A 21,621-nucleotide genomic window follows, 5' to 3' on the forward strand; every position below is an offset into this window, starting at 1 on the left:
TCGCCGGCGGCAGGTCCCCTGCCCGTCCCGCGCGCCAGCGGGCCCCGGGCGGATCGCCGGAAAAGGTCAGACAGCACGCACAATCTCCCCGTCTTCGTCCGGCGGCGTGCCGAACAGGCCGCCCATCAGCAGGCCGATGCGCTCGACCGAGGTTTCGTGGGTCGGCCGGCTATCGGACAGGCGGCCGTGGAACAGCACGGAGATGCGGTCGCTCAGCACGAACAGCTCGTCGAGATCCTGGCTGATGACCAGAACCGCCGCACCGGAGCGCGCCAGCCCGATCAGCGCCTTGTGGATCGCCGCCGCGGCACCGGCATCGACGCCCCAGGTCGGCTGGCCGACGACCAGCAGCTTGGGCCTCTGCAGGATTTCCCGGCCGATGATGAATTTCTGAAGGTTGCCGCCCGACAACGACCGGGCTTCGGCGCGGTGGCCGTGGGCGACGACGTTGAAGCCCTTGATGATCGTTTCCGCATAGGCGCGGGCGCGGGCGAAATGCACCATGCCGCCGCGCACCAGCGGCTCGCGGGCATAGCCCGACAGCAGCGCATTCTCCGAGAGGCTCAGTTCCGGCACGGCGCCGCGCCCCAGCCGCTCCTCCGGAACGAAGGCGAGGCCGAGCGCCCTGCGCGCCCGCGGGCCGAGCTGGCCGGCGGCCGTCCCCTCGATGACCACGGACGTGGCGTCGGCAATCAGCGTCTCGCCGCTCAACGCCGCCATCAACTCGGCCTGGCCGTTGCCGGCGACCCCGGCGATCCCCAGGATCTCGCCGGCCCGCACCTCGAAGGACACGTCCTTCAGGTTGGTGGCGAAGGGGTTGGCGGAGGTGGTGGAGAGATGCCGCACCGACAGGCGCGGCGCCCCGGCCTGCGCCTGGGGCGGCCGTTCCGGAATCGCCAGTTCGGCGCCCATCATCATCTCGGCCAGGCCGCGGGCGGTCTCCTGCCGCGGGTCGCAGGCGCCCACCACCTTGCCGGCGCGCAGCACGGTGGCGCGGCTGCACAGGGCGCGGATCTCCTCCAGCTTGTGGGAGATGTAGAGGATGGTGCAGCCCTCCGCCGCCAGCCGGCGCAGGGTCTCGAACAGCTTGGCGGCCTCCTGCGGCGTCAGCACCGAGGTCGGCTCGTCCATGATCAGCAGCTTGGGATCCTGCAGCAGGCAGCGGACGATCTCCACCCGCTGCCGCTCGCCCACCGACAGGTGGAAGACATGGCGGGCCGGGTCGAGCGCCAGGCCATAGCGTTCCGACACCGTGCGGATGCGCTCGGCCAGCGCCTCCATCGGACCCGCCTCGTCGAGCCCCAGCGCGATGTTCTCGGTCACCGTCAGCGTGTCGAACAGCGAGAAATGCTGGAACACCATGCCGATGCCGAGCTTGCGGGCACCGGCCGGGTTGGGAACCGTGGTCTCCTTCCCCTGCCACAGCATGACGCCGGAGTCGGCGTGCAGGACCCCATAGATCATCTTGACGAGGGTCGACTTGCCGGCGCCGTTCTCGCCCAGCAGCGCATGGATCTCGCCCGGCTTCAGGATGAGATCGACATGGTCGTTGGCGAGGCAGCCGGGGAATCGTTTGGTGATGCCGCGCAGCTCCAGTCGGGGCGGCGCGGCGTCCGGGGGAATAGTCTCGGCGTGCGAATGCAAGGAGGAAGGATCCGAAAAAAGGTCAAACCCGCATGGCAATGCCAGAGCCGTGCCACCGTTGCGGACAGAGTAATCCGGCAGAGCCACCATGCGTCAACAGCCGATCCTCTGCCTGTCCGGAATGCAATCGCCGATTCCCTCATCACCTCCCGGCAACCCAGCCTTTCGCGCCGCAGCAGCCCCTTGCCAGGTGCGACAATCCGTCCAACACTTGGACGGCATGGACGAGTGGGAGGGCAGAGATGTCGGCGGGTTACACGGTGCTGGAGCGGCGGAGCGTGGTGGCGGTGTCGGGCGACGACCGCGCGAGCTTCCTGCAGGGGCTGGTGTCCAACGACGTGCTGCGCGTCACCGGCGAGCGCGCGGCCTATGCCTTGTTCCTGACCCCGCAGGGCAAGTTCCTGCATGATTTCATGATGGTCGAGTCGGAGGGCGCTCTGCTGCTCGATCCCGAGACGGATCGGCGTGCAGACCTGCTGCGCCGGCTGAAGATGTACAAGCTCCGCTCGAAGGTCACGCTTGAGGACCGCGCCGACAGCCTGACCGTGATCGCCGCTTTCGGCGACGGCGCGGCGGCGGCGCTGGGCCTGCCGGCCGAAGCCGGCGCGGCGCGGCCCTTCGCCGGCGGCATCGCCTTCATGGACCCGCGGCTGCCGGAGCTTGGCTGCCGCCTCTTCCTGCCGCCCGAGGGTGTGGCGGCGCTGGAGGAGGCCGGCCTCACCCGCCTGGATCCGGCGGACTACGACCGCCTGAGGCTGGAACTGGGGGTGCCGGACGGCGGCAGCGACCTGATCCCGGAGAAGTCGATCCCGCTGGAGAGCCGGATGGACGCGCTGAACGCCATCTCCTGGGACAAGGGCTGCTACATGGGACAGGAGCTGACCGCCCGCACCAAGTACCGCGCGCTGATCAAGAAGAAGCTGTTCCCTGTGACATTCCCGGGTCCCGCGCCCGAGGCCGGCACCCCGGTCACCCTCGACGGGAAGGAGGCGGGACAGGTCGGCAGCGGCCGCGACGGTGCCGCTCTCGCCTTGCTTCGCCTGGAGGAGGTGCGGCGTGCCGGCGAAACCGGGCAGCCCCTGCTGGCGGGTTCGACTGTCCTTACGGTGCGGGTTCCATCGTGGGATCCCACCACCTAGGGGTAGGAATACACCAAAAGAATTCCCGGAAAGTGAAATCAAACAGGCTCCGTCTGTGTTGTTGACATGTCTTTCGACACAACGACAAAGGAGCCACCCCATGCGTCGCACCCTGATCGCCACCGCCGCCACCCTGGCAATGCTGTCTGGCGCCGTCGCCACCCAGGCTGGTGCGCAGACCACGTCGCCGACCGTGGGCAACCCGTCGTCCTCGTCCTCCAGCACGTCGAACAGCGCGATGCCCGACAGCGCGACCAAGAGCGGCTCGACCGCCGGCGCCGCTTCGGACATGTCGCTCGCCAGCGCCGACGAGATGATCGGCAAGAACGTCTATGGCCGCGACAACAACAAGATCGGCGAAGTCGAGGACGTCATCCTCGACGGCAGCGGCAAGGCCAAGCAGCTCGTGATCGGCTCCGGCGGCTTCCTCGGCATCGGTGAGAAGCAGGTCGCCGTCGACTACAGCGCCGCCAACTGGGATGCCCAGAACAACCGCCTGAACCTCGCCGGCATGAGCCGCGACGACATCAAGGCGCTGCCCGAGTTCAAGTACGACGACACCATGACGTCGCTGAACAAGAGCAAGAAGTCCACCACCAGCGAGCCCGCGGCGCCGGGCGCCGCTCCGACCGCCGGCTCGACCAGCTCCGGCACCAGCACGGCCAAGTAAGTTGGACAACGCGGCCGAGTGACGCGGAAGCGTCAGCCGGCCGCGGCCCGGCCATGAATTGGCCGAGGCCGCCCGACGACCGGACCGGGAGGGGCGGACACAGTCCGCCCCTTTCCCGTTTGCCGGGCTCCAAGCTTTTGATCCTCCGCGTGAGTCACGCTTCAAGCGATTCCGCCTGAACCGATCACACTCTAGCCGCGAAGCAGGTCGACGAACCGCCGGCAGGCGACGATCTCCGCGCGGACGTTGGCGCGTCGCTTCGTCGCCTCCGCGTCCTCGCCCCATTGCTCGATCTGGTAGGTTTCGTCGAGCTGCGAGACCTCGAACGCCTCCTCGGCGCTGAGCCGCCCTTCCAGCAGAGCCAGCGCGACGACGAGCGAACCGCAAACCCCGGTCGCCGTCTGCAGCGCCGACAGGTACCAGTCGTCGGCTCCCTCGACCACCCGGCGCAGCGAGGCCAACGCTTCCTCGGGCTGCGGCTTCGGCATCAGCCCGGTGCAGACATGCAGGGGGGCGTCGTATTGCAGCGCCGCCCAGTCCAGTAGCGGTTGCCACGCCTTGGCCTGACGCTCGACCAACGGCTGCGGGTGCTCGGCGCGGTAGCACAGGAGATCGGTACCGGCATAGGCGCTGACGGCCTGGACGATATCCGGGCGCTTGGCGGGGATAAGATCGACCGCGGTGCTCGAAAGCTGCATCAGCGGCATGGAATGGGCGTCGATCTGGTCGCCCTGCGCCTCCCATTCCTCGGCGACGCCGCGGGCCAGCGCCTGGCTGGGGAAGACCAGCGGCGCCTTGGCGGGGCTGCGCACCGGCCGGCCGTCCAGCTCGACCTGGAAGCCGCCGTCGGCACCGCCGACCCCGGCGGCCTTGTAGAAACGCTTCATGCTCACCCTTCCAAAAGCTCCAGCACCGCGGTCGCGGCATCGCGCCCGCGGTGGACGATGCGGTCGGCCCCGGCGCGCTCCAGCTCCGGCACCGCATGGTAGCCCCAGGACACGCCGACCGACCGAACCCGCGCGTTGCGGGCCATCTGAATGTCGTAGGTGGTGTCGCCGATCACAACCGTCCCGCCCTCCTCCGCGCCGGTCTCGGCCAGGGCGCGGTGGACCATGTGCGGGTTGGGCTTGCCCGGCCCGACGTCGGCGGTCTGCAGCGTGATGAAACGGCCGGCCAGCCCATGCCCCTTCAGCACGGCGTCCAGCCCGCGCCGCGACTTGCCGGTCGCCACGCCGAGCAGCACGCCCGCCGCCTCCAGGGCCGCCAGCGCGTCGAGGATGCCCGGGAACAGCGGCTCCGTCCCCTCGCCGCGGTCGCGGGCGGCGGAGAAGGCGCGCTTGTAGCTCTCGGCGACCGCGGCCCGCCCGTCAGGGGCGAGCGTCGGCAGCAGCAGCCCGACGGCATCGACCAGCGGCAGGCCGACCATGCGCCGGACCTCCAGCGGGTCCGGCTCGCCGAGCCCGTGCTCGGCCCAGGCGGCGGTCATGGCGGCGATGATGGAGAACTGGCTGTCGACCAGTGTTCCGTCGCAGTCGAACAGCGCCAGCCGCAAGCCAGCCATCACTCGAAATCCTCGAAGGGATCGCCGCGCAGGTTGGCGCTGAAACCGAGATATTTCCAGGTCGCCTGCATGTGGTCGGGCAGCGGCGCGGTGACGTCGATGGTCTTGCCGCCGCGGGGATGCGGCAGGACCAGCCGGCGTGCATGAAGGTGGAGCTTCTTCGCCACCTCGGCTCCCGGCAGAAAGGCGCCCTGCCCGGCATATTTGCCGTCGCCGAGGATCGGCGTGCCGACGGCGGCCATATGGACGCGGAGCTGGTGGGTGCGGCCGGTCAGCGGCCACATGGCGACGAAGGCCGACTGCTTTCCGGCATTCTCCTGAACCGAATAGACGGTGACCGCCCGCTTGCCCTCCTCCTTGTTCTCGGCCACCCGCTCGCCATGCGGTCCGCCCTCCTTGGCGAGCGGAAGGTCGATCTTCCCCTGGTAGGGCTTCGGCACGCCGACGGTGGCCGCCCAGTAGATCTTGCGCACGGCGCTGCCGCGGAACATCTCGGTCAGCTTGGTCGCGGCGAAGCTGGTGCGGGCCAGCAGCAGCACGCCCGAGGTGTCCTTGTCCAGGCGGTGGACCAGCTTCGGCCGCTCGGCGCCATCGAAGCGCAGGGCATCGAGCATGGCGTCCAGATGCTTGGAGGTGCCGGTGCCCCCCTGCACCGCCAGTCCGGCGGGCTTGTTGATGGCGATGACGTCGGCATCGCGGTACAGGACCAGTGCCTGCAGCTCGGCGATCTGCTTGTCCGACATCGCCTTCGACCGGGAGCCGGCGGTGCCCGCCCCCTTGACCGGCGCCGCCCAGGCGGCCAGCGGGGGAATGCGCACGCTCTGCCCGGCCAGCAGCCGCGACGACGTTTCCGCCCGCTTGCCGTCGATGCGGACCTGCCCGGTGCGCAGCAGCTTCTGGAGATAGCTGTGGTTCACATCGGGGAAATGCCGCTTGAACCAGCGGTCGAGGCGCATGTCGGCCTCGTCGGCCATGACCTTGCGGAGTTCGACCTTGCTGTCGCCGGAGGTGCCGCCAGCCTCGGGATCGGCCGCGGACTTGGCATCGGAATTGGGGAGGTCAGTCATCAGATGGACACCGAAACAAGAGAACGCACGACCAACAGGCCGGCAAAGAAGCCCAGCACGCTGAGCAGCACCGAGGCAAGAGCATAGGCGAGTGCGGCGCCGATCTCATCACGGCCGACGAGGACACCGATGTCCAGCGTGAAGGAGGAGAAGGTGGTGAAGCCGCCCAGCACCCCCACCATCAGCAGGGCGCGGAGTTCCGGCGACGGAGACCAGGCCTGGACCGCCAGTTCGGATAGCACGCCCATGACGGTGCAGCCCAGCATGTTGACGACGATCGTCCCGTAAGGAAAGCGGGAGCCGAGCCATTGCCCGATCATCATCAGCATCAGGTAGCGGGCGACCGAGCCGGCCGCGCCGCCGGCGGCGACCGCGAGCAACGACAGGGGGGATGCGAGCACGGCGCCTCCTGGGGGCCATAGGCTGGACGAAACGCGACTGGAGCGCCGGATTAGAGCCAGAAACCGACGCACTTGTCACGCGATGGGGATAGGCGGCAGACTTGCCTGCCATGGACCCTCTGCCCCCCGCTGCCGCCCTGCTGATCATCGACCTGCAAAGGGCGATCGACGACCCGCGATGGAGCCGCGACGGCGCGCGCAACAACCCGCAGGCCGAAGCGAACGTCGCCGCGCTGCTGGCGGCCTGGCGCCGGGCCGGCCGGCCGCTGGTCCATGTCCGCCACGATTCGGTGAACCCGGAGTCGACCTACCGCCCGGGCACGGCCGGGCACGCCTTCAAGGACGAGGCGATGCCGCTGCCGGGCGAGCCGGTGGTCGGCAAGACGACCAACAGCGCCTTCATCGGGACCGGCCTGGACGAGCGGCTGCGCTCCCGGGGCATCGGCACCCTGGTGATCGCTGGGGTCATCACCAACAACAGCGTCGAGGCGACGGTGCGCATGGCCGGAAACCTCGGCTACGACGTGCGGCTCGTCGCCGACGCCTGCTTCACCTTCGCCCGCACCGACTGGTCCGGCCGGCCAAGGACGGCCGAGGAGGTGCACGATCTGTCGCTCGCCAACCTGTCCGGCGAATATGCGGCGATCGTGACCACCGCGGAGGTGCTGGCGGCAGCCGGCTGACCGCCGCCTCCCCTTTCCCCGCGAAGCACGGGAGGCCGGGAAGGGGCGGCGCCGGCGCCTCCGCGCCCGTGAAAGCTCAGGCCAGCTTGGACTTCAGGAATTCCACGCTGCGCTTCCAGGCGAGGTCGGCGGCCTCCTTGTTGTAGCGCTCGGCGGAGGTGTCGTTGTGGAAGGCGTGGTTGACGCCCTCGTACATCAGGATCTGGTGCTCAACCCCGGCCTTCTTCAGCGCCTCGTCGTAGGCGGGGATGCCGGCGTTCAGGCGCTGGTCCAGGCCGGCGTAATGCAGCATCAGCGGCGCCTTGATCGTGCCGACCAGTTCCGGATCGGGCGTGGGGCCGTAGAAGGCGACGCCGGCCTTGAGGTCAGGCGCCTTGATCGCCAGCCGGTTGACCATGCCGCCGCCCCAGCAGAAGCCGATGGCCCCGACCTTGGCCGAGGAATAGCGGTAGGCCATCAGGTAGCTCATGGCGGCGACGAGGTCGTTGACCGTCTTGTCCGGATCGAGCTTGCCGATCAGGTCGCGCGCCTTGTCGGCGTCCTGCGGCGTGCCCCCCGCCGGCGACAGCAGGTCGGGCGCCAGCGCCACGAAGCCTTCGGTCGCCAGACGCCGCGTCACGTCCTCGACATAGGCGTTGAGCCCGCGGTTCTCGTGGACCACGATGACGGCGGGAGCCTTTTCCGCCAGCTTCGGCCGGGCGAGATAGCCGGCGACGTCGCCGGTCGCCCCCTGGTACCGGACATGCTCGGCGGCCAGCCGGCCGTCGTCCTCCGCGACGATCGCCGCCCGCGCGTAGTTCGGCTCGATCGCGGCAAGGATCGCCGGAATGGCGGCCGCGCTGCCCGCCAGCGCACCCAGCCGTTCCAGGAAGATCCGCCGCGGCAGCGGCGCGTGGGTATACTCGTCGTAGAGGTCGATGATTCGCTGGTCCATGCCTCGTGCCCCCTGTTCCTGCGCAACTTGTGTGTTCTGCGCAACGTCGCGCAAGACAGTGGGGCTCGCGGGACCAACCGGCAACCGGGCCGGCAAACAGCCTTTCGACCTATGACCCGCTGGTTTCCGCCCGCAGCGACGCCGGGTCGCCCAACGGTTCCAGCTCGCCCGGGTCGTATTCCACCAGCCGGCCATCCCGCATTTCCAGCACCCTGTCCATCCGGCGGGCAAGGTCGAGGTTGTGCGTCGCCACCAATGCGCCGACCTTCGCCTGCCTGACGATGGCCGACAGCATGGCGAAGACGTGCTCGGCCGTATGGGGATCGAGATTGCCGGTCGGTTCGTCGGCGATCAGCAGCGAGGGGGCGTTGGCCAGCGCGCGGGCGATGGCGACCCGCTGCTGCTCGCCGCCGGACAGGCGGGCGGGCCGGTGGGTGCCGCGCTGCTCCAGGCCGACCATGCGCAGCAGCTCGTCGGCACGCTGCCTGGCGGTCGATTTCGCCACGCCGGCGATCATCTGCGGCAGGACGATGTTCTCGCGGGCCGAGAATTCCGGCAGGAGGTGGTGGAACTGGTAGACGAAGCCGATGGCGCGGCGCCGTACCTCGGTGCGCTTGCCGTCGTCCAGCCCCGACACGTCGGTGCCGCCGATGCTGACACGGCCTTCGGTCGGCCGCTCCAGCAGGCCGGCGATGTGCAGCAGCGTCGACTTGCCGGCTCCCGACGGGCCGACCAGTGCGACCAGTTCGCCGGCACCGACCGTCAGGTCGACGCCGCGCAGCACCTCCAGCGTCTCGCCGGCCTGCTCGAAGCGGCGGACGACGGCCTTGAGTTCCAGCATGTTGTCCATCGGCGCGTCACTCATAGCGCAGGGCCTCCACCGGATCGAGGCGGGCGGCCCGCCAGGCCGGGTAGATGGTCGCGGCGAAGGACAGCCCGAGCGCCATCAGCGTCACCTGCACCACCTCGCTCCAGTCGATCTTGGCCGGCAGGTGCGACAGGAAATAAATCTCCGCATTGAACAGGTTGGTGCCGGTCAGCCCCTGGATCACCTGCCGGATGCTCTCGATGTTCAGGGCGAAGGAGACGCCCAGCGCCAGCCCCAGCAGCGTGCCGGTCACGCCGATGCTGGCGCCCGACAGGAAGAAGATGCGCATGATCATGCCCCGCGTGGCCCCCATCGTGCGCAGGATGGCGATGTCGCGGCCCTTGTCCTTCACCAGCATGATCAGGCTGGAGATGATGTTGAAGGCCGCCACCATGATGATCAGCGACAGGATCAGGAACATCACGTTGCGCTCGACCTGAAGGGCCGTGAAGAAGCTGGCGTTGGACTGCTGCCAGTCGACCACCCTGCCCACGCCGGCCACCGCCGACCGGACGGCGGCGCGGGCGGCGTCGATCTGCGTCGGGTCCTGCACGAAGACCTCCAGCGACGTCACCGCGTCACCGGTGCGGAAGAACGCCTGAGCTTCCGGAAGCGGCACGAAGATGAAGCTGTTGTCGTATTCGAACATGCCGACGTCGAAGATCGCCGCGATTGGATAGCTGCGCATCCGCGGCACGGTGCCGAAGGCGGTGACGTTGCCCTGCGGTGCGATCAGCGTGACCTGGTCGCCGACCGACAGGCCGAGGCGCTGGGCCATCCGCACGCCGATGGCCACGCGGTCCTCCCCGAACTCGTCGAGCGAGCCGCGGATGATGTGGCTGGCCAGGGTCGGGCGGTCGCGGAAATCCTCCGGCCGCACGCCGCGGACCACCGCGCCGGAGGCGGCGCCGCGGACCGAGACCAGTGCCTGCCCCTCCACCGTCGGGGTGACGCTGACCACGCCCGGCGTCTTGCGCAGCGTCCCGGCCAGGATGTCGAAATCGGGCAGCGGCCCGCCTTGCGCGTTGTAGACGTTCAGATGCCCGTTGAGCCCGAGCACCCGGCCCAGCAGTTCCGCCCGGAAGCCGTTCATCACCGCCATGACGATGATCAGCGTCGCCACCCCGAGCGCGATGCCCAGCAGCGAGAACCCCGCGATGACCGAGATGAACCCCTCCTGGCGGCGCGCCCGGAGGTACCGCATCGCGACCATGCGTTCGAAGGCGTTGAAGATCATTAGCTGTCCTGTCGGTGGGCGGGGTCGAAGCCCTAGGTAAGGACTTGAGCGTGGCGGGAAAAGGGCGGCATGCGCGGGCGTCCTTTTTCCCCGGCCTGACCAGGCCGTGCGGCGAGGGGGCAACGAAGGCCGGGGACGGCCGTGGCGGGCGCCGCCGCCGGTCGCCAGTGGCTTCCCGCGGCGGCGGAAACGCGGTTCTCCGGGCTCCCGATAGGGAGCCCCTCCCGGCCGCGGCCACGGAGGCGGCGGGCACGGGCATGGCCGCGCGGCCGGCCACCGCGCGGGCAGCGCGGGCAGAGGATCGCTCCTCTCACCGCCCGGGCGATGCGACGCCCCTATGGCTTGCCGCCGTCAGCCCGCCAGCTTGGCCAGCGCGGCGTCGATCGACAGCTCTTCCTTCTCGCCGGTGGCGCGGCGCTTCAGCTCGACGACGCCGGTCTTCAGGCCGCGCGGGCCGACGACCAGTTGCCAGGGCACACCGATCAGGTCCATGTCGGCGAACTTGGCGCCCGGCCGCTCCTCGCGGTCGTCATAGGCGACCTCGCGGCCGGCAGTCTGCAGCTTGGCGTACAGGTCGGCGCAGACCCGGTCGGTCTCGGCGTCGCCGGACTTCAGGTTGACGAGGCCGACGTCGAAGGGAGCGACGGCGTCCGGCCAGATGATGCCGTTGTCGTCGTGGCTGGCCTCGATGATGGCACCCATCAGGCGCGACACGCCGATGCCGTAGGACCCCATCTCCACCGGGATCGACTCGCCGTTGGGGCCGGCGACCACGGCGTTCATCGGCTTGGAGTACTTGGTGCCGAAGTTGAAGATGTGGCCGACCTCGATGCCGCGGGCCGAGACGAGATCGGACTCCGGCACCGGGCAGGTGGCGGCGTCGTGCTTCTCGTCGGTGGCGGCGTAGATCGCCGTGGTGCGGTCGAAGAAGGGCTGCAGGTCGTCAGCGAAGCCGGGGGCGTCCTTCAGCACGTCCAGGCTCAGCCAGTCCTTGTGGCAGAAGACGCCGCTCTCGCCGGTTTCGGCCAGGATGATGAACTCGTGGCTGAGATCGCCGCCGATCGGGCCGGTGTCGGCGCGCATCGGGATGGCCTTCAGCCCCATGCGGGCGAAGGTCCGCAGATAGGCGAGGAACATCCTCTGGTAGGCGCGGCGGGCGCTGGCCGGGTCGATGTCGAAGGAATAGGCATCCTTCATCAGGAATTCGCGGCCGCGCATCACGCCGAAGCGCGGGCGGATCTCGTCACGGAACTTCCACTGGATGTGGTAGAGGTTCAGCGGAAGCTGGCGGTAGCTCTTGACGAAGGCGCGGAAGATGTCGGTGATCATCTCCTCGTTCGTCGGGCCGAACAGCATCTCGCGGTCGTGCCGGTCGGTGATGCGCAGCATCTCCTTGCCGTAATCGTCGTAACGGCCGCTCTCGCGCCACAGGTCGGCGGACTGGATGGTCGGCATCAGCAGTTCCTGCGCGCCGGCGGCATCCTGCTCCTCGCGGACGATCTGCTCGATCTTGCGCAGCACCCGGTAGCCCAGCGGCAGCCAGGCATAGATGCCGGCGCTGGTCTGACGGATCATCCCCGCCCGCAGCATCAGGCGGTGCGAGACGATCTGCGCCTCGGTCGGGGTCTCCTTGAGGGTCGGCATGAAGAAGCTGGACAGCCGCATGGCTCTGCTCTCGTGTGCGAGGTGTTCGAATGGCGTGCGGCACCGCACCGGCAAGCCGCGCGACGCCGGGGGTGCGACTTTAGGAAGGTCGCCGCCACTTGTCCACTGCGGCACCGTGGCAGCCTGGCCTTAGCCCCCAATGCGCCGCGGCGACCAAGGCCCGCCCGCGGCCGCCTACCGCGTCCGGCAATAGGCGTAGACGCGCTCCTCGGAGGCCGCCTCCATCGGCTGGCCGTTGAGGTAGAGCTGGTCGCCGACCACCGTCAGCCAGGCAGCCGTCATTTCGTCGGGCAGGCCCGGCGCGGACGGCAGCGCGATGCCCATCCGCCGCGCCAGTTCGACCGACAGCGGCAGGTCGACCGGGATGGGGGGTTGCGCCCCGCCCGAGCCGGGGAGGTCGGCAGGTGCCACCGGGCGGCCATGCACATCGACGCCGGGGCGGTATTGGACGTCCGGCGCCGGGCGGTGGGCGACCATCGCCCGGCAGAGCGACAGGTCCACCACCGGCCGGTCGGCGCCGGAGCTGGAGCCGGGCGTGAGCGGGACGGGTCCCCTCTGCGGCGTCTGGGCCACCGCCACACCGGCGGCGAGCGGCAGGAGCACGGCCGCCACGCGCAGGACCGGCATCCTCACAGCGAGTGCCGTTCGGCCACGGCCACCGGCCTGGCCATCGCCTTCCAGTAGAGCGACAGGTAGGGCATCCCTTTTTCCGCCTCCTCCTGTGTCCGCGCCGATTGCCGGATGTATTTCCCGATGAACGCCTTGTTCACATGCTCCAGGTCCACGGCGGCCTTGAGCACCAGGAACTCGCCGATCCGGTCCTGAAGATTGTAATGCCATTTCTGCAGGCAGTCCGAAGTCACGCCGGGTTTCGCCTGCTCCTGTTCGGGCAGGTAGAATTCCTGGTGGTGGTACTGTGCGATCTCCTTCCACGCCTGCGCCACGCGGCCGGGCTTGACCCGCGGCAGCGCCTTCAGGGTGCGGACGTCGTCATGGAACAGCGGCAGGAAGCCGCGCTTTTCGGCAAGTTCGGTCAGCATGATGTGCAGCCCGGCCATGACGCCGCCCTCCGCCCCTTCGGCGGCGGGACGATGGTCCTGCGCCGTGTCGGCCTTGCGTCCGAAGAGCGAGCGGAAGAAGCCCTTCTTGGGCTTGGCGGCACCGGAGCCTCCCGCGCCGTCCTGGCCGACCTTGCGCTCGTCCCAGAGCGAGTCCCAGGCATATTCCCAGGCGGTGAAGATGGCGTTCGACCGGTCGTCCAGCACCGTCAGCAGGTACTCGCGGCCTTCCCGCGTCCAGTCGACGTCGCCGACGATGGCGCGGACCGGCCGGCGGCTGAGAACCACCGGCAGAATGCCGACCCTGACGAGTTCGCTGTAGAAGTCCACGAAGGACGGCGTCTGGACGAAAGGAAGCCTGCACGCGGGCTGCTGTTCGGGAGCCAGCAGTTCCATGGTCTTCTTCGTCCGCTCCAACAGTTCGGTCGACAGAACCGCGGCGAACTGATCGAATCGTTCGTTTTCGTTCGCGGCCATCGGCGCCTCGACTGTCGTCCCTTCCTTGCCCGTCCTGGCCACTCCAGGAGCACCGGCGCTCCGGGAGACGCCTTGGAAGGCGCCCCGGGAGGCGACCGTCCCGGAGGCGATCTTGCGGTTCGAATCCGGGTTGGCCCCGACCGGAGATAGGCCCGGCCACGCTACCAAGCAAACCGTTAATGTTTTCTGGACCGCGGCGGGAAATTTCCTCTCCACCGCCGGTTCCGGACCGTGCGGGCGCGCATTCGGCTTGGCACCGGCAGCCCCGGATAAAGAAAGGCCGCGCGGATCATCGCGCGGCCATGAGTTTAGGGAGGAATCGCCACCAGGCGTCGGAAAGGGAGGAAACCGCCAAGCGGTCCGCCCCTGTCACATGAAAAAGTGTGAACCTGCTCCGGAGTGATGGCAAGCCCAAAACAGAGGCAATACAGCCACCTGCTCAAAGTTTTTGCAATTCTGCCCAGCGATTTGGCGCTTGCCGTGGTTGCGGGCAGAGCTTTGCCTATTTTGCAGGCCCGTACCCTTCGAATCCCCCGTCGACTGCGGTCTTCCAGGGAGGACTCAAGGACAGGACGGTGGCCTGGACGGGGCAGTCGGGCTGGTGCGCCCCGGGCAGGTAGCCCAGGCTCATCAGGAACTCGCCGACGATCTCGCCGCCGGTGAAGCGGAAGGTGCGGGCGAACAGCTTCACCCAGTCCGGCTTGCCCAGCGGATGGTGGGCGCTCAACCAACCATGAAAGGATCCGTGGCTTTCCCGCAGGGCGATGATCCGCCGGGCGTTCTCGATCACCGCATCCACCTTCAGCCGGTTGCGGATGATCCCCGCATCGGCGAGCAGGCGGGCGCGGTCCGCCTCGCCGTAGGCGGCCACGCGGTCGATGTCGAAGCCGTCGAAGGCGGCCCGGAAGGCGTCGCGCTTCTTCAGGATGGTCAGCCAGGAGAGGCCCGCCTGATTGATCTCCAGGACGAGCCGCTCGAACAGCACCGAATCGTCGCTGCTGGGAAAGCCGTATTCGCCGTCATGGTAGGGGCCGTGATGGGGATGGCCGGGTGCGGCCGCGCAATAGGTCAGGCTCACCCCGACACCTCCGGTTATCAGACACGTCCGCGTTCGGGGCCGGCCGGTGGACCGCTCGCCGCCGCTGGGCTCCTACAGCATGTCCCGCGCCATCTCGCGGAAGGAGATAAGGCCGGACTGCTCCACCCCGAAGATAACCAGCCACACCACCGCCGCGACGACGGAGGTGATGGCGAACTTGCGCAGGATGCGCGGTTCCACCGGCGCCGACGAGGCCATGCCGGGCTCCGGGGTCTCCGGCGTGCGCACGCCCCAGGGCAGGACGGCGAACAGCACCACCCACCAGACGACGATGTAGACGAAGGCGCCCGTCACCCAGTTGTTCATCGCTGCTCTCCCAGGGTCCGGACGGTCAGGCCTGCTCCAGTTCCACCAGCGTGCCGCAGAAATCCTTGGGATGAAGGAAGAGCACCGGCTTGTCGTGGGCGCCGATGCTGGGTTCCCCGTTGCCCAGCACGCGCGCACCCTGCTCCTTCAGGCGGTCGCGCGCGGCCAGGATGTCGTCGACCTCGTAGCAGATATGGTGGATGCCGCCCGAGGGGTTCTTCGCGAGAAAGCCGGCGATCGGCGAGCTGTCGCCATAGGGGTGCAGCAGCTCGATCTTGGTGTTGGGAAGCGTGACGAACACCACGGTGACGCCGTGCGGCGGCAGGTCGACGGGCTGCGACACCGCGGCGCCGAGGGTGTCACGGTAGAGCGCCGTCGCCGCCGTCAGATCCGGGACGGCGATGGCGACATGGTTGAGCCTTCCGATCATGCGCTTCCTCTCCAAGGCGGTTGTTCCGGCCCTTACGCGGGCTCTGCCACGCCCTTATACACGGACGAGATGGACCTCCGTCACCGGCTTCTTGCCGTGGGAGGCGTTGAAGCAGCGGCGCACCGCGATGCGCGCCGCTTCCTTGACTTGGGCATCCTCGGCCCGCGCCGGCTTCGGCAGCGACGCCACCGCCTCGCGCACGGCGTCGACCACATCCATCAGCAGGTCGCGGTCCGCGGCCTCGTCGACGAGCCCCATCACCGCCACCTGCGGGGCGGTCAGCAACTCGCCGGTCCCGGTCATCGCCAAGGTGACTACGGCGGCGCCGTTGTTCACCATCCGGTGGCGCGCCCGCATCATGCCGGTGTCGAGCGGCACCAGGCGCTTGCCGTCCACCGCCATGCGCCCGACCCGGACGTGGCCGACCATGCGTGCCCCGTCGGGGTGGTCGAGGCGGATCACCTGGCCGTTGGCCGGCACGAGGCTGTGGGGAACCTGACACCCTGCGGCCAGCGCCGCATGGGCCTGCTGGTGACGCTCCTCGCCATGGACCGGCACGGCGTTCAGCGGACGCACCCACTGGTACATCCGCACCAGCTCGTCGCGCGCCGGGTGGCCGGACACATGGACCGGCGCGTCGTCGGCGGTCACCAGCTCGACACCCAGGGCGACGAGCTGATTCTGCATGCGGCCGATCGCCCGTTCGTTGCCGGGGATTTCCCGTGACGAGAAGATGACGACGTCGCCGCGGGACATGGTGACCTGCGGATGGTCGTCGGCAGCGATGCGCGCGAGTGCCGAACGCGGCTCCCCCTGGCTGCCGGTGCAGATCAGCACCAGCTTTTCCCGGGGGAGATAGCTGGCGTCATGTTCGGACAGGAACTTCGGCACGTCGGCCAGATAGCCGCTCTCCCGCGCCGCCTCGTTGATGCGCCACAGCGAGCGGCCGACCAGCGCGACATGGCGCCCGTGCGCTGCGGCGGCGTGGGCGATGCTCTCAAGCCGCGCGACGTTGGTGGCGAAGCAGCTCACGGCGATCCGCCGGTCGGCGTACCGGCCGAACAGGTCCATCAGCGCGGCCCGCACCCTCGCCTCGGACCCCGAGGAACCCGGCACCAGCGCGTTGGTGCTGTCGCCGACCAGCGCCAGCACGCCCTCGTCGCCAATGGCGCGCAGCCGCGCCTCGTCGGCTGTGGCGCCGACCAGCGGATCGGGATCGAGCTTCCAATCGCCGGTGTGCAGCACGGTGCCGGCCGCGGTGCGGATCGCCAGGGCGTTCGGCTCCGGGATCGAGTGCGTCATCGTGACGAACTCGACGGAGAAGGGGCCGAGTTCGACCGTGCCGCCGAGCGCGACCTCGTGGATCGGCACGATGGAACTCAACCCGCGCTCCTGCAGCTTGGAACGCAGGAAGGCGGCGGTGAAGGGGGTGCAATAGACGGGACAGCGCAGCCCGGGCCAGAGATACTGGATGGCGCCGAGGTGGTCCTCGTGCGCATGGGTCAGCACCAGCCCGACGAGATCGTCGCGCCGCTCCGCGATGAAGGCCGGGTCGGGCATGATCACGTCAAGGCCGGGCATGGTGTCGTCGGCAAACGAGATGCCGAGATCGACCATCAGCCATTTCCCGCGATGGCCGTAGAGGTTGAGATTCATCCCGATCTCGCCGGAGCCGCCGAGCGGAACGAAGTAGAGCGCACCATCCTCCGGAACGAAGGGCTCCGCCGGGGTTTCGGGGCTTCCGGCGGCTGGCTTGGAGGATTGTGTCATTGGACCGTGTTGCGCTTGTGGATCAGGAGGAGGCCGCGGAGCGTCAGCTCGTCGTCGGTGTGTTCGATGACATGGGTGGCCTTGGCGAAAAGAACAGCGAGGCCGCCGGTTGCCACCACCCGCATCGGTTCGCCGTACTCCGCCCGGATGCGGGCGACCAGCCCTTCGATCAGGCCGACATACCCCCAGAAGATGCCGGACTGCATGCAGTCGATCGTGTTCTTGCCGATGACCACCGGCGGCGGCTGGATCTCCACCCGCGGCAGCTTGGAGGCCGCCCGCTGCAGCGCCTCCAGCGACAGGTTCAGGCCGGGCGCGATGACGCCGCCGCGATAGTTCCCGTCGGCGTCGACCACGTCGAAGGTCGTCGCGGTGCCGAAATCGATGACGATCAGCGGGGTCTGATAGGCCGCGGCAGCCGCGACGGTGTTGACCAGGCGGTCGGCACCGACCTCCTCGGGACGGTCGACCAGCGCCCTGGTGCCGAGTTCCACGCCGGGCTGGCCGACGATCACGGGATCGCAGCCGAAATGATCCTTGCACAGCCGCTTCAGATTGAAGGTGGCCCCCGGCACGACGCTGGCGACGATCGCCGCCCGGATGTCCGCCGGCTTCAACTCCTTCAGCGCCATCAGGTGGGTGAGCCACACCATGTATTCGTCCGCGGTGCGTTTGGGATCGGTCGCCGTCCGCCAGATCCCTCGCTGGCGGTCACCGTCATAAATGGCGAACACCACGTTCGTGTTTCCGGCGTCGATGGCGAGAAGCATGGTCGAATCCGTGAAGGCTCAAAGAAGTCGGGCGTTATCCGGTCGGCGGTCCGGGAAAGAACACGTCGCCGGCGGCGATCCGCTGGCGTGGGCCGCCGTCCGTCGGATCAAGCAACAGAACGCCGTCGCTGTCCAGATCGGCGAAAGTCCCGGGGATCGTCCGATCGGCCAAGCGGACGAGGATAGGCTGGCCCAATCCGCGGGCACGGTCGAGCCATGCCTGGCGAAGGGGCGCGAATCCGTGCGCGAGCCAGCACGAGTACCAGACCGACAGATGCCCGAGGTAGATTTCCAGCAGATCGCCGGCCGCCATCTGCGGAGCGCCCTCGGCGATCAGAGAGGTCGCCTCGTAGCCGCTCGTCGCGGGAAAATGCCGCAGGTTGATGCCGACGCCCAGCACCAGCCAAGCCACGTCGCCGTCCGACCCCTGCTCCGATTCGAGCAGGATCCCGGAGAGCTTGCGGTCGCGCACGAGGACGTCGTTGGGCCATTTGCACCGGACGCCGTCCGGGTCGGGCAACACCGACTCGGCGGTCTCGGCGATGGCCAGGGCGGCCAGGAAGGAGATCTGAGCCGCGGTGCCCGGCGGGCGGGCGGGACGCAGGATGACGCTGCTGTAGAGGTTGCCCTCCGGCGAACTCCAGGCACGGCCGCGGCGGCCCCGTCCGCTTTCCTGCCGGCGCGCCCACACCACCGTGCCTTCGCCGGCCCCTGAACGCGCCAGGGCCTTCGCCTCGTCGTTGGTGCTGCCGACGGAGTCGAAGGCCCTGATGTGGAAGCCTGGAGGCAGGCGCAGACGCGCCGCCTCCGCTTCGGTCGAGGATGTCATCTGTGCGCCGTCACCCGGCGAACAGCGCCGCTGCGGCGGCCGCCGCTCCGTTCAGGATCGGCGCGGGGGCGACGAAGAACAGCAGCGTGAAGGCACTGGTGATGACCAGGACGCCGGTCATGCCGTCGTCGTCCACCTTGTCGACCACCACCGACGGCTCATCGAAATACATGATCTTGATGATGCGCAGGTAGTAGAAGGCGCCGACGACGCTGGTCAGCACGCCGACCACGGCCAGCGTGTATTCCTGCGCCGCGATGGCGGCCAGGAAAACGTACAGCTTGCCGAAGAAGCCGGCCATCGGCGGGATGCCCGCCATGGAGAACATGAAGATCGCCATGGTCGCGGCCAGCATCGGGTTGGTCTTGGACAGGCCGGAGAAGTCCTTGATCTCCTCCAGCATCCGGCCCTTGGCCTTCATGCTGAGGATGACGGCGAAGGCGCCGATGTTCATGGCGATGTAGAGCGCCATGTAGATCAGCACGCCGCGCACGCCGTCCTGGGTGCCGGTGGTCAGGCCGACCAGCGCGTAGCCGATGTGGCCGATCGAGCTGTAGGCCATCAGGCGCTTGATGTTGGTCTGCATGATGGCGACGAAGGAGCCGATCACCATCGACAGGATGGCGGTGGCGACCAGCACCTGGTGCCACTGGGCGGCCAGATGGCCGAACGGCTCCATCACCACGCGGGTCAGCAGCGCGATCGCCGCGACCTTCGGCGCCGCCGCGAAGAAGGCGGTCACCGGCGTCGGGGCGCCCTCGTAGACGTCCGGCGTCCACATGTGGAACGGCGCGGCCGACACCTTGAAGGCCAGGCCGGCCATCACGAAGACCAGGCCGATCACCACGCCGGTCGAGACATGGGCGCCACCGGCGAACAGGGCGGCCACCTTGTCGAAGGAAGTCGTGCCGGCGAAGCCGTAGACCAGCGAGGCGCCGTACAGCAGCATGCCGGAGGACAGGGCGCCGAGGACGAAGTACTTCAGGCCGGCTTCCGACGACTTGGCATGGTCGCGGCGGAAGGCCGCGATCACGTAGAGCGCCAGGCTCTGCGTCTCCAGACCGACATACAGCGAGATGAAGTCGTTGGCCGACACCATCATCAGCATGCCGAGCGTGGCGAACAGCATCAGCACCGGGAACTCGAAGCGCGCCATCTGCTCCCGCTCGTTGAAGCCGAGCGAGAGGATGACGGCGAAGGCGGCGGACACCAGCACCAGCACCTTCATGAAGACGCCGAAGGCGTCCATCACGAACATGCCGTTGAAGGTGACCACCCGGCCGGCGCCGTAGCCCATCGACAGGACGGCGGCCAGCAGCATGCAGACGATCGCCAGGTAGGACACCGGACGGGTGAAGCCGTCGCCGCGGAAGACGCCCAGCATCAGCAGGGCGATGCCGGACAGGGCAAGGAAGATCTCCGGCAGGGCCGGCCAGATGTCGGGAAACGCTGCGGTCATGTCGAAGAACCCCTCACCGCTCGGCGACCGAAACGCCGGACGCGGCATGCGCGGCGGCCAGCTTGGTCTGGTAGGTCTGGATCAACTGCTCGACCGATGCCGAGGTGACGTTCAGGAAGCTGCTGGGATAGACGCCCATCCACAGGACGACGGCGATCAGCGGCAGGAACACCGCGATCTCGCGCGGGGTCATGTCGAACATCGCCTTGACGTCGGGCTTGGTCAGCTTGCCGTAGACGATGCGGCGGTACAGCCACAGCGCGTAGGCGGCGCCCAGCACCATGCCGGTGGCGGCGAGAGCGGCCACCCAGGTGTTGTCGCGGAAGACGCCCAGCAGCACCAGGAACTCGCCGACGAAGCCGGCGGTGCCCGGCAGGCCGACCGAGGCCATCGTCATGAACAGGAAGACGACGGCATACTTCGGCATGTTCTTCACGAGGCCGCCGTAGCGGGCGATCTCGCGGGTGTGCAGCCGGTCGTAGACGACGCCGACGCACAGGAACAGCGCACCCGACACCACGCCGTGCGACAGCATCTGGAACACCGAACCTTCGATGCCCTGCTGGTTCAGCGCGAACATGCCGATGGTGACGAAGCCCATGTGGGCGACCGACGAGTAGGCGATCAGCTTCTTCATGTCCTCCTGGGCGAGGGCGACCAGCGAGGTGTAGATCACGGCGACGACCGACAGGGTGTAGATCAGCGGCGCGAAATATTCGGTCGCCTCCGGCAGCATCGGGATGTTGAAGCGCAGGAAGCCGTAGCCGCCCATCTTCAGCAGGACGCCGGCCAGGATGACCGAACCGGCGGTCGGCGCCTCGACGTGGGCGTCCGGCAGCCAGGTGTGAACCGGCCACATCGGCACCTTCACCGCGAAGGAAGCGAAGAAGGCAAGCCACAACCAGAGCTGCATGGAGCGCGGGAACTGGGTGGCGGTGATGGTCGGGATGTCGGTGGTGCCGGCCACATAGTACATGGCCAGGATCGCCAGCAGCATCAGGACCGAGCCGAGCAGCGTGTAGAGGAAGAACTTGAAGGCGGCGTAGACGCGGCGCGGGCCGCCCCAGACACCGATGATCAGGAACATCGGGATCAGGACGCCTTCGAAGAACATGTAGAACAGCACGAAGTCCAGCGCGCAGAACATCCCGATCATCAGGGTTTCCAGCGCGAGGAAGGCCATCATGTATTCCTTCACCCGGACCTGCACCGACTCCCAGCTCGCCAGGATGCACAGCGGCATCAGGAAGCCCGACAGGACGACGAACAGCACCGAGATGCCGTCGACGCCCATGTGGTAGTTGATGCCGAAGTCCGGGATCCAGGCCGCCTTCTCCACCATCTGGTAGTTCGGGTTGCGCGGATCGAAGTTGGCCCAGACGAGCAGGGTCAGCACGAAATTGACGAGCGTCGTCCACAGCGAGATGTAGCGCACGTTCCGCAGCACGTCGGGGGAGTTGCCCCGGCAGAACAGCAGGATCAGCGCGACACCGACGAGCGGCAGGAAGGTCGCGAACGACAGGATCGGCCAGCTAGCCATTGTTGTTGTTCTCC

General features: G+C 68.4%; 22 protein-coding genes. 3 read left to right on the top strand and 19 right to left on the bottom strand.

Annotation, left to right across the window (positions count from 1 at the left end):
• Positions 1–66: 66 nt before the first annotated feature.
• Positions 67–1,644 (bottom strand): ABC transporter ATP-binding protein, encoded by a 1,578-nt coding sequence (locus J2850_RS10975; protein WP_209981509.1) that lies wholly within the window; start codon positions 1,642–1,644, stop codon positions 67–69.
• A 242-nt stretch (positions 1,645–1,886) separates the two neighbouring features.
• Between J2850_RS10975 and ygfZ the strand changes: the two genes are divergently transcribed.
• On the top strand, positions 1,887–2,783 hold the full coding sequence (ygfZ, locus tag J2850_RS10980) for a CAF17-like 4Fe-4S cluster assembly/insertion protein YgfZ (RefSeq protein WP_209981511.1): 897 nt from the start codon (positions 1,887–1,889) through the stop codon (positions 2,781–2,783).
• Positions 2,784–2,883: 100 nt separating this feature from the next.
• On the top strand, positions 2,884–3,453 hold the full coding sequence (locus tag J2850_RS10985; protein ID WP_209981513.1) for a PRC-barrel domain-containing protein: 570 nt from the start codon (positions 2,884–2,886) through the stop codon (positions 3,451–3,453).
• Between the two features lie 191 nt (positions 3,454–3,644).
• On the opposite strand, the gene J2850_RS10990 is transcribed toward J2850_RS10985, so the two are convergent.
• Genes J2850_RS10990 through crcB form a run of 4 tightly spaced genes read right to left on the bottom strand, consistent with a single transcriptional unit; the run spans position 3,645 to position 6,482 of the window.
• Positions 3,645–4,340 (bottom strand): ATP12 family chaperone protein, encoded by a 696-nt coding sequence (locus J2850_RS10990; RefSeq protein ID WP_209981515.1) that lies wholly within the window; start codon positions 4,338–4,340, stop codon positions 3,645–3,647.
• Between the two features lie 2 nt (positions 4,341–4,342).
• A complete protein-coding gene (locus J2850_RS10995; RefSeq protein WP_209981517.1) occupies positions 4,343–5,014 on the bottom strand; it encodes an HAD-IA family hydrolase in 672 nt (223 codons plus the stop codon).
• On the bottom strand, positions 5,014–6,081 hold the full coding sequence (locus tag J2850_RS11000) for an RluA family pseudouridine synthase (RefSeq protein WP_246512982.1): 1,068 nt from the start codon (positions 6,079–6,081) through the stop codon (positions 5,014–5,016). The genes J2850_RS10995 and J2850_RS11000 overlap by 1 nt, the downstream gene beginning before the upstream one ends.
• Positions 6,081–6,482, bottom strand: coding sequence for a fluoride efflux transporter CrcB (gene crcB / locus J2850_RS11005; RefSeq protein WP_209981519.1), 402 nt, complete (start codon positions 6,480–6,482; stop codon positions 6,081–6,083). The genes J2850_RS11000 and crcB overlap by 1 nt, the downstream gene beginning before the upstream one ends.
• Positions 6,483–6,592: 110 nt before the next feature.
• Here crcB and J2850_RS11010 point away from each other — a divergent pair, with 110 nt between their 5' ends.
• On the top strand, positions 6,593–7,165 hold the full coding sequence (locus J2850_RS11010; protein ID WP_209981521.1) for a cysteine hydrolase family protein: 573 nt from the start codon (positions 6,593–6,595) through the stop codon (positions 7,163–7,165).
• 76 nt (positions 7,166–7,241) lie between these two features.
• Here J2850_RS11010 and J2850_RS11015 read toward each other — a convergent pair whose 3' ends face one another.
• The 14 genes from J2850_RS11015 to J2850_RS11080 all read right to left on the bottom strand — a co-directional run bounded on the left by J2850_RS11015 (position 7,242) and on the right by J2850_RS11080 (position 21,607).
• Positions 7,242–8,099, bottom strand: coding sequence for a dienelactone hydrolase family protein (locus J2850_RS11015; protein ID WP_209981523.1), 858 nt, complete (start codon positions 8,097–8,099; stop codon positions 7,242–7,244).
• A gap of 109 nt (positions 8,100–8,208) precedes the next feature.
• Positions 8,209–8,964, bottom strand: a complete 756-nt coding sequence (locus J2850_RS11020) for an ABC transporter ATP-binding protein (RefSeq protein WP_209981525.1) — start codon at positions 8,962–8,964, stop codon at positions 8,209–8,211.
• The gene (locus tag J2850_RS11025; protein ID WP_209981528.1) at positions 8,957–10,204 is read right to left on the bottom strand and encodes a lipoprotein-releasing ABC transporter permease subunit; all 1,248 of its coding nucleotides are present in this window, start codon (positions 10,202–10,204) and stop codon (positions 8,957–8,959) included. Before J2850_RS11025 ends, J2850_RS11020 begins: the two co-directional genes overlap by 8 nt.
• A 351-nt stretch (positions 10,205–10,555) precedes the next feature.
• The gene (proS, locus tag J2850_RS11030; protein WP_209981530.1) at positions 10,556–11,869 is read right to left on the bottom strand and encodes a proline--tRNA ligase; all 1,314 of its coding nucleotides are present in this window, start codon (positions 11,867–11,869) and stop codon (positions 10,556–10,558) included.
• A gap of 174 nt (positions 11,870–12,043) precedes the next feature.
• Positions 12,044–12,481, bottom strand: a complete 438-nt coding sequence (locus J2850_RS11035) for a hypothetical protein (RefSeq protein WP_307354385.1) — start codon at positions 12,479–12,481, stop codon at positions 12,044–12,046.
• A gap of 17 nt (positions 12,482–12,498) precedes the next feature.
• Positions 12,499–13,404 (bottom strand): hypothetical protein, encoded by a 906-nt coding sequence (locus J2850_RS11040; protein ID WP_209981533.1) that lies wholly within the window; start codon positions 13,402–13,404, stop codon positions 12,499–12,501.
• Between the two features lie 502 nt (positions 13,405–13,906).
• A complete protein-coding gene (locus J2850_RS11045; RefSeq protein WP_209981535.1) occupies positions 13,907–14,482 on the bottom strand; it encodes a DNA-3-methyladenine glycosylase I in 576 nt (191 codons plus the stop codon).
• A 72-nt stretch (positions 14,483–14,554) separates the two neighbouring features.
• On the bottom strand, positions 14,555–14,809 hold the full coding sequence (locus J2850_RS11050; RefSeq protein WP_209981536.1) for a DUF1467 family protein: 255 nt from the start codon (positions 14,807–14,809) through the stop codon (positions 14,555–14,557).
• Between the two features lie 25 nt (positions 14,810–14,834).
• Entirely contained in the window at positions 14,835–15,239 is a 405-nt protein-coding gene (gene mce / locus J2850_RS11055) for a methylmalonyl-CoA epimerase (protein ID WP_209981538.1), read from the bottom strand.
• A 54-nt stretch (positions 15,240–15,293) separates the two neighbouring features.
• Entirely contained in the window at positions 15,294–17,009 is a 1,716-nt protein-coding gene (locus J2850_RS11060) for a ribonuclease J (protein WP_209981540.1), read from the bottom strand.
• Positions 17,006–17,779 (bottom strand): type III pantothenate kinase, encoded by a 774-nt coding sequence (locus J2850_RS11065; protein WP_209981542.1) that lies wholly within the window; start codon positions 17,777–17,779, stop codon positions 17,006–17,008. The genes J2850_RS11060 and J2850_RS11065 overlap by 4 nt, the downstream gene beginning before the upstream one ends.
• A gap of 34 nt (positions 17,780–17,813) precedes the next feature.
• Complete coding sequence (locus J2850_RS11070; protein WP_209981544.1) at positions 17,814–18,608, bottom strand: biotin--[acetyl-CoA-carboxylase] ligase; 795 nt, start codon at positions 18,606–18,608, stop codon at positions 17,814–17,816.
• A gap of 10 nt (positions 18,609–18,618) precedes the next feature.
• A complete protein-coding gene (gene nuoN, locus J2850_RS11075) occupies positions 18,619–20,067 on the bottom strand; it encodes an NADH-quinone oxidoreductase subunit NuoN (RefSeq protein ID WP_209981546.1) in 1,449 nt (482 codons plus the stop codon).
• Positions 20,068–20,080: 13 nt separating this feature from the next.
• Positions 20,081–21,607 (bottom strand): NADH-quinone oxidoreductase subunit M, encoded by a 1,527-nt coding sequence (locus J2850_RS11080; RefSeq protein WP_209981548.1) that lies wholly within the window; start codon positions 21,605–21,607, stop codon positions 20,081–20,083.
• Positions 21,608–21,621 lie beyond the last annotated feature (14 nt).

It is taken from the genome of Azospirillum picis (assembly GCF_017876115.1).
In the GTDB taxonomy this organism is placed as follows: domain Bacteria; phylum Pseudomonadota; class Alphaproteobacteria; order Azospirillales; family Azospirillaceae; genus Azospirillum; species Azospirillum picis.

Excerpts from the sequence above, each read along its gene's own strand:
- ygfZ (WP_209981511.1), top strand. The coding sequence starts at position 1,887 with ATGTCGGCGGGTTACACGGTGCTGGAGCGGCGGAGCGTGGTGGCGGTG.
- J2850_RS10985 (WP_209981513.1), top strand. The coding sequence starts at position 2,884 with ATGCGTCGCACCCTGATCGCCACCGCCGCCACCCTGGCAATGCTGTCT.
- J2850_RS10990 (WP_209981515.1), bottom strand. The coding sequence starts at position 4,340 with ATGAAGCGTTTCTACAAGGCCGCCGGGGTCGGCGGTGCCGACGGCGGC.
- J2850_RS10995 (WP_209981517.1), bottom strand. The coding sequence starts at position 5,014 with ATGGCTGGCTTGCGGCTGGCGCTGTTCGACTGCGACGGAACACTGGTC.
- J2850_RS11000 (WP_246512982.1), bottom strand. The coding sequence starts at position 6,081 with ATGACTGACCTCCCCAATTCCGATGCCAAGTCCGCGGCCGATCCCGAG.
- J2850_RS11010 (WP_209981521.1), top strand. The coding sequence starts at position 6,593 with ATGGACCCTCTGCCCCCCGCTGCCGCCCTGCTGATCATCGACCTGCAA.
- J2850_RS11015 (WP_209981523.1), bottom strand. The coding sequence starts at position 8,099 with ATGGACCAGCGAATCATCGACCTCTACGACGAGTATACCCACGCGCCG.
- J2850_RS11020 (WP_209981525.1), bottom strand. The coding sequence starts at position 8,964 with ATGAGTGACGCGCCGATGGACAACATGCTGGAACTCAAGGCCGTCGTC.
- J2850_RS11025 (WP_209981528.1), bottom strand. The coding sequence starts at position 10,204 with ATGATCTTCAACGCCTTCGAACGCATGGTCGCGATGCGGTACCTCCGG.
- proS (WP_209981530.1), bottom strand. The coding sequence starts at position 11,869 with ATGCGGCTGTCCAGCTTCTTCATGCCGACCCTCAAGGAGACCCCGACC.
- J2850_RS11040 (WP_209981533.1), bottom strand. The coding sequence starts at position 13,404 with ATGGCCGCGAACGAAAACGAACGATTCGATCAGTTCGCCGCGGTTCTG.
- J2850_RS11050 (WP_209981536.1), bottom strand. The coding sequence starts at position 14,809 with ATGAACAACTGGGTGACGGGCGCCTTCGTCTACATCGTCGTCTGGTGG.
- mce (WP_209981538.1), bottom strand. The coding sequence starts at position 15,239 with ATGATCGGAAGGCTCAACCATGTCGCCATCGCCGTCCCGGATCTGACG.
- J2850_RS11060 (WP_209981540.1), bottom strand. The coding sequence starts at position 17,009 with ATGACACAATCCTCCAAGCCAGCCGCCGGAAGCCCCGAAACCCCGGCG.
- J2850_RS11065 (WP_209981542.1), bottom strand. The coding sequence starts at position 17,779 with ATGCTTCTCGCCATCGACGCCGGAAACACGAACGTGGTGTTCGCCATT.
- J2850_RS11070 (WP_209981544.1), bottom strand. The coding sequence starts at position 18,608 with ATGACATCCTCGACCGAAGCGGAGGCGGCGCGTCTGCGCCTGCCTCCA.
- nuoN (WP_209981546.1), bottom strand. The coding sequence starts at position 20,067 with ATGACCGCAGCGTTTCCCGACATCTGGCCGGCCCTGCCGGAGATCTTC.
- J2850_RS11080 (WP_209981548.1), bottom strand. The coding sequence starts at position 21,607 with ATGGCTAGCTGGCCGATCCTGTCGTTCGCGACCTTCCTGCCGCTCGTC.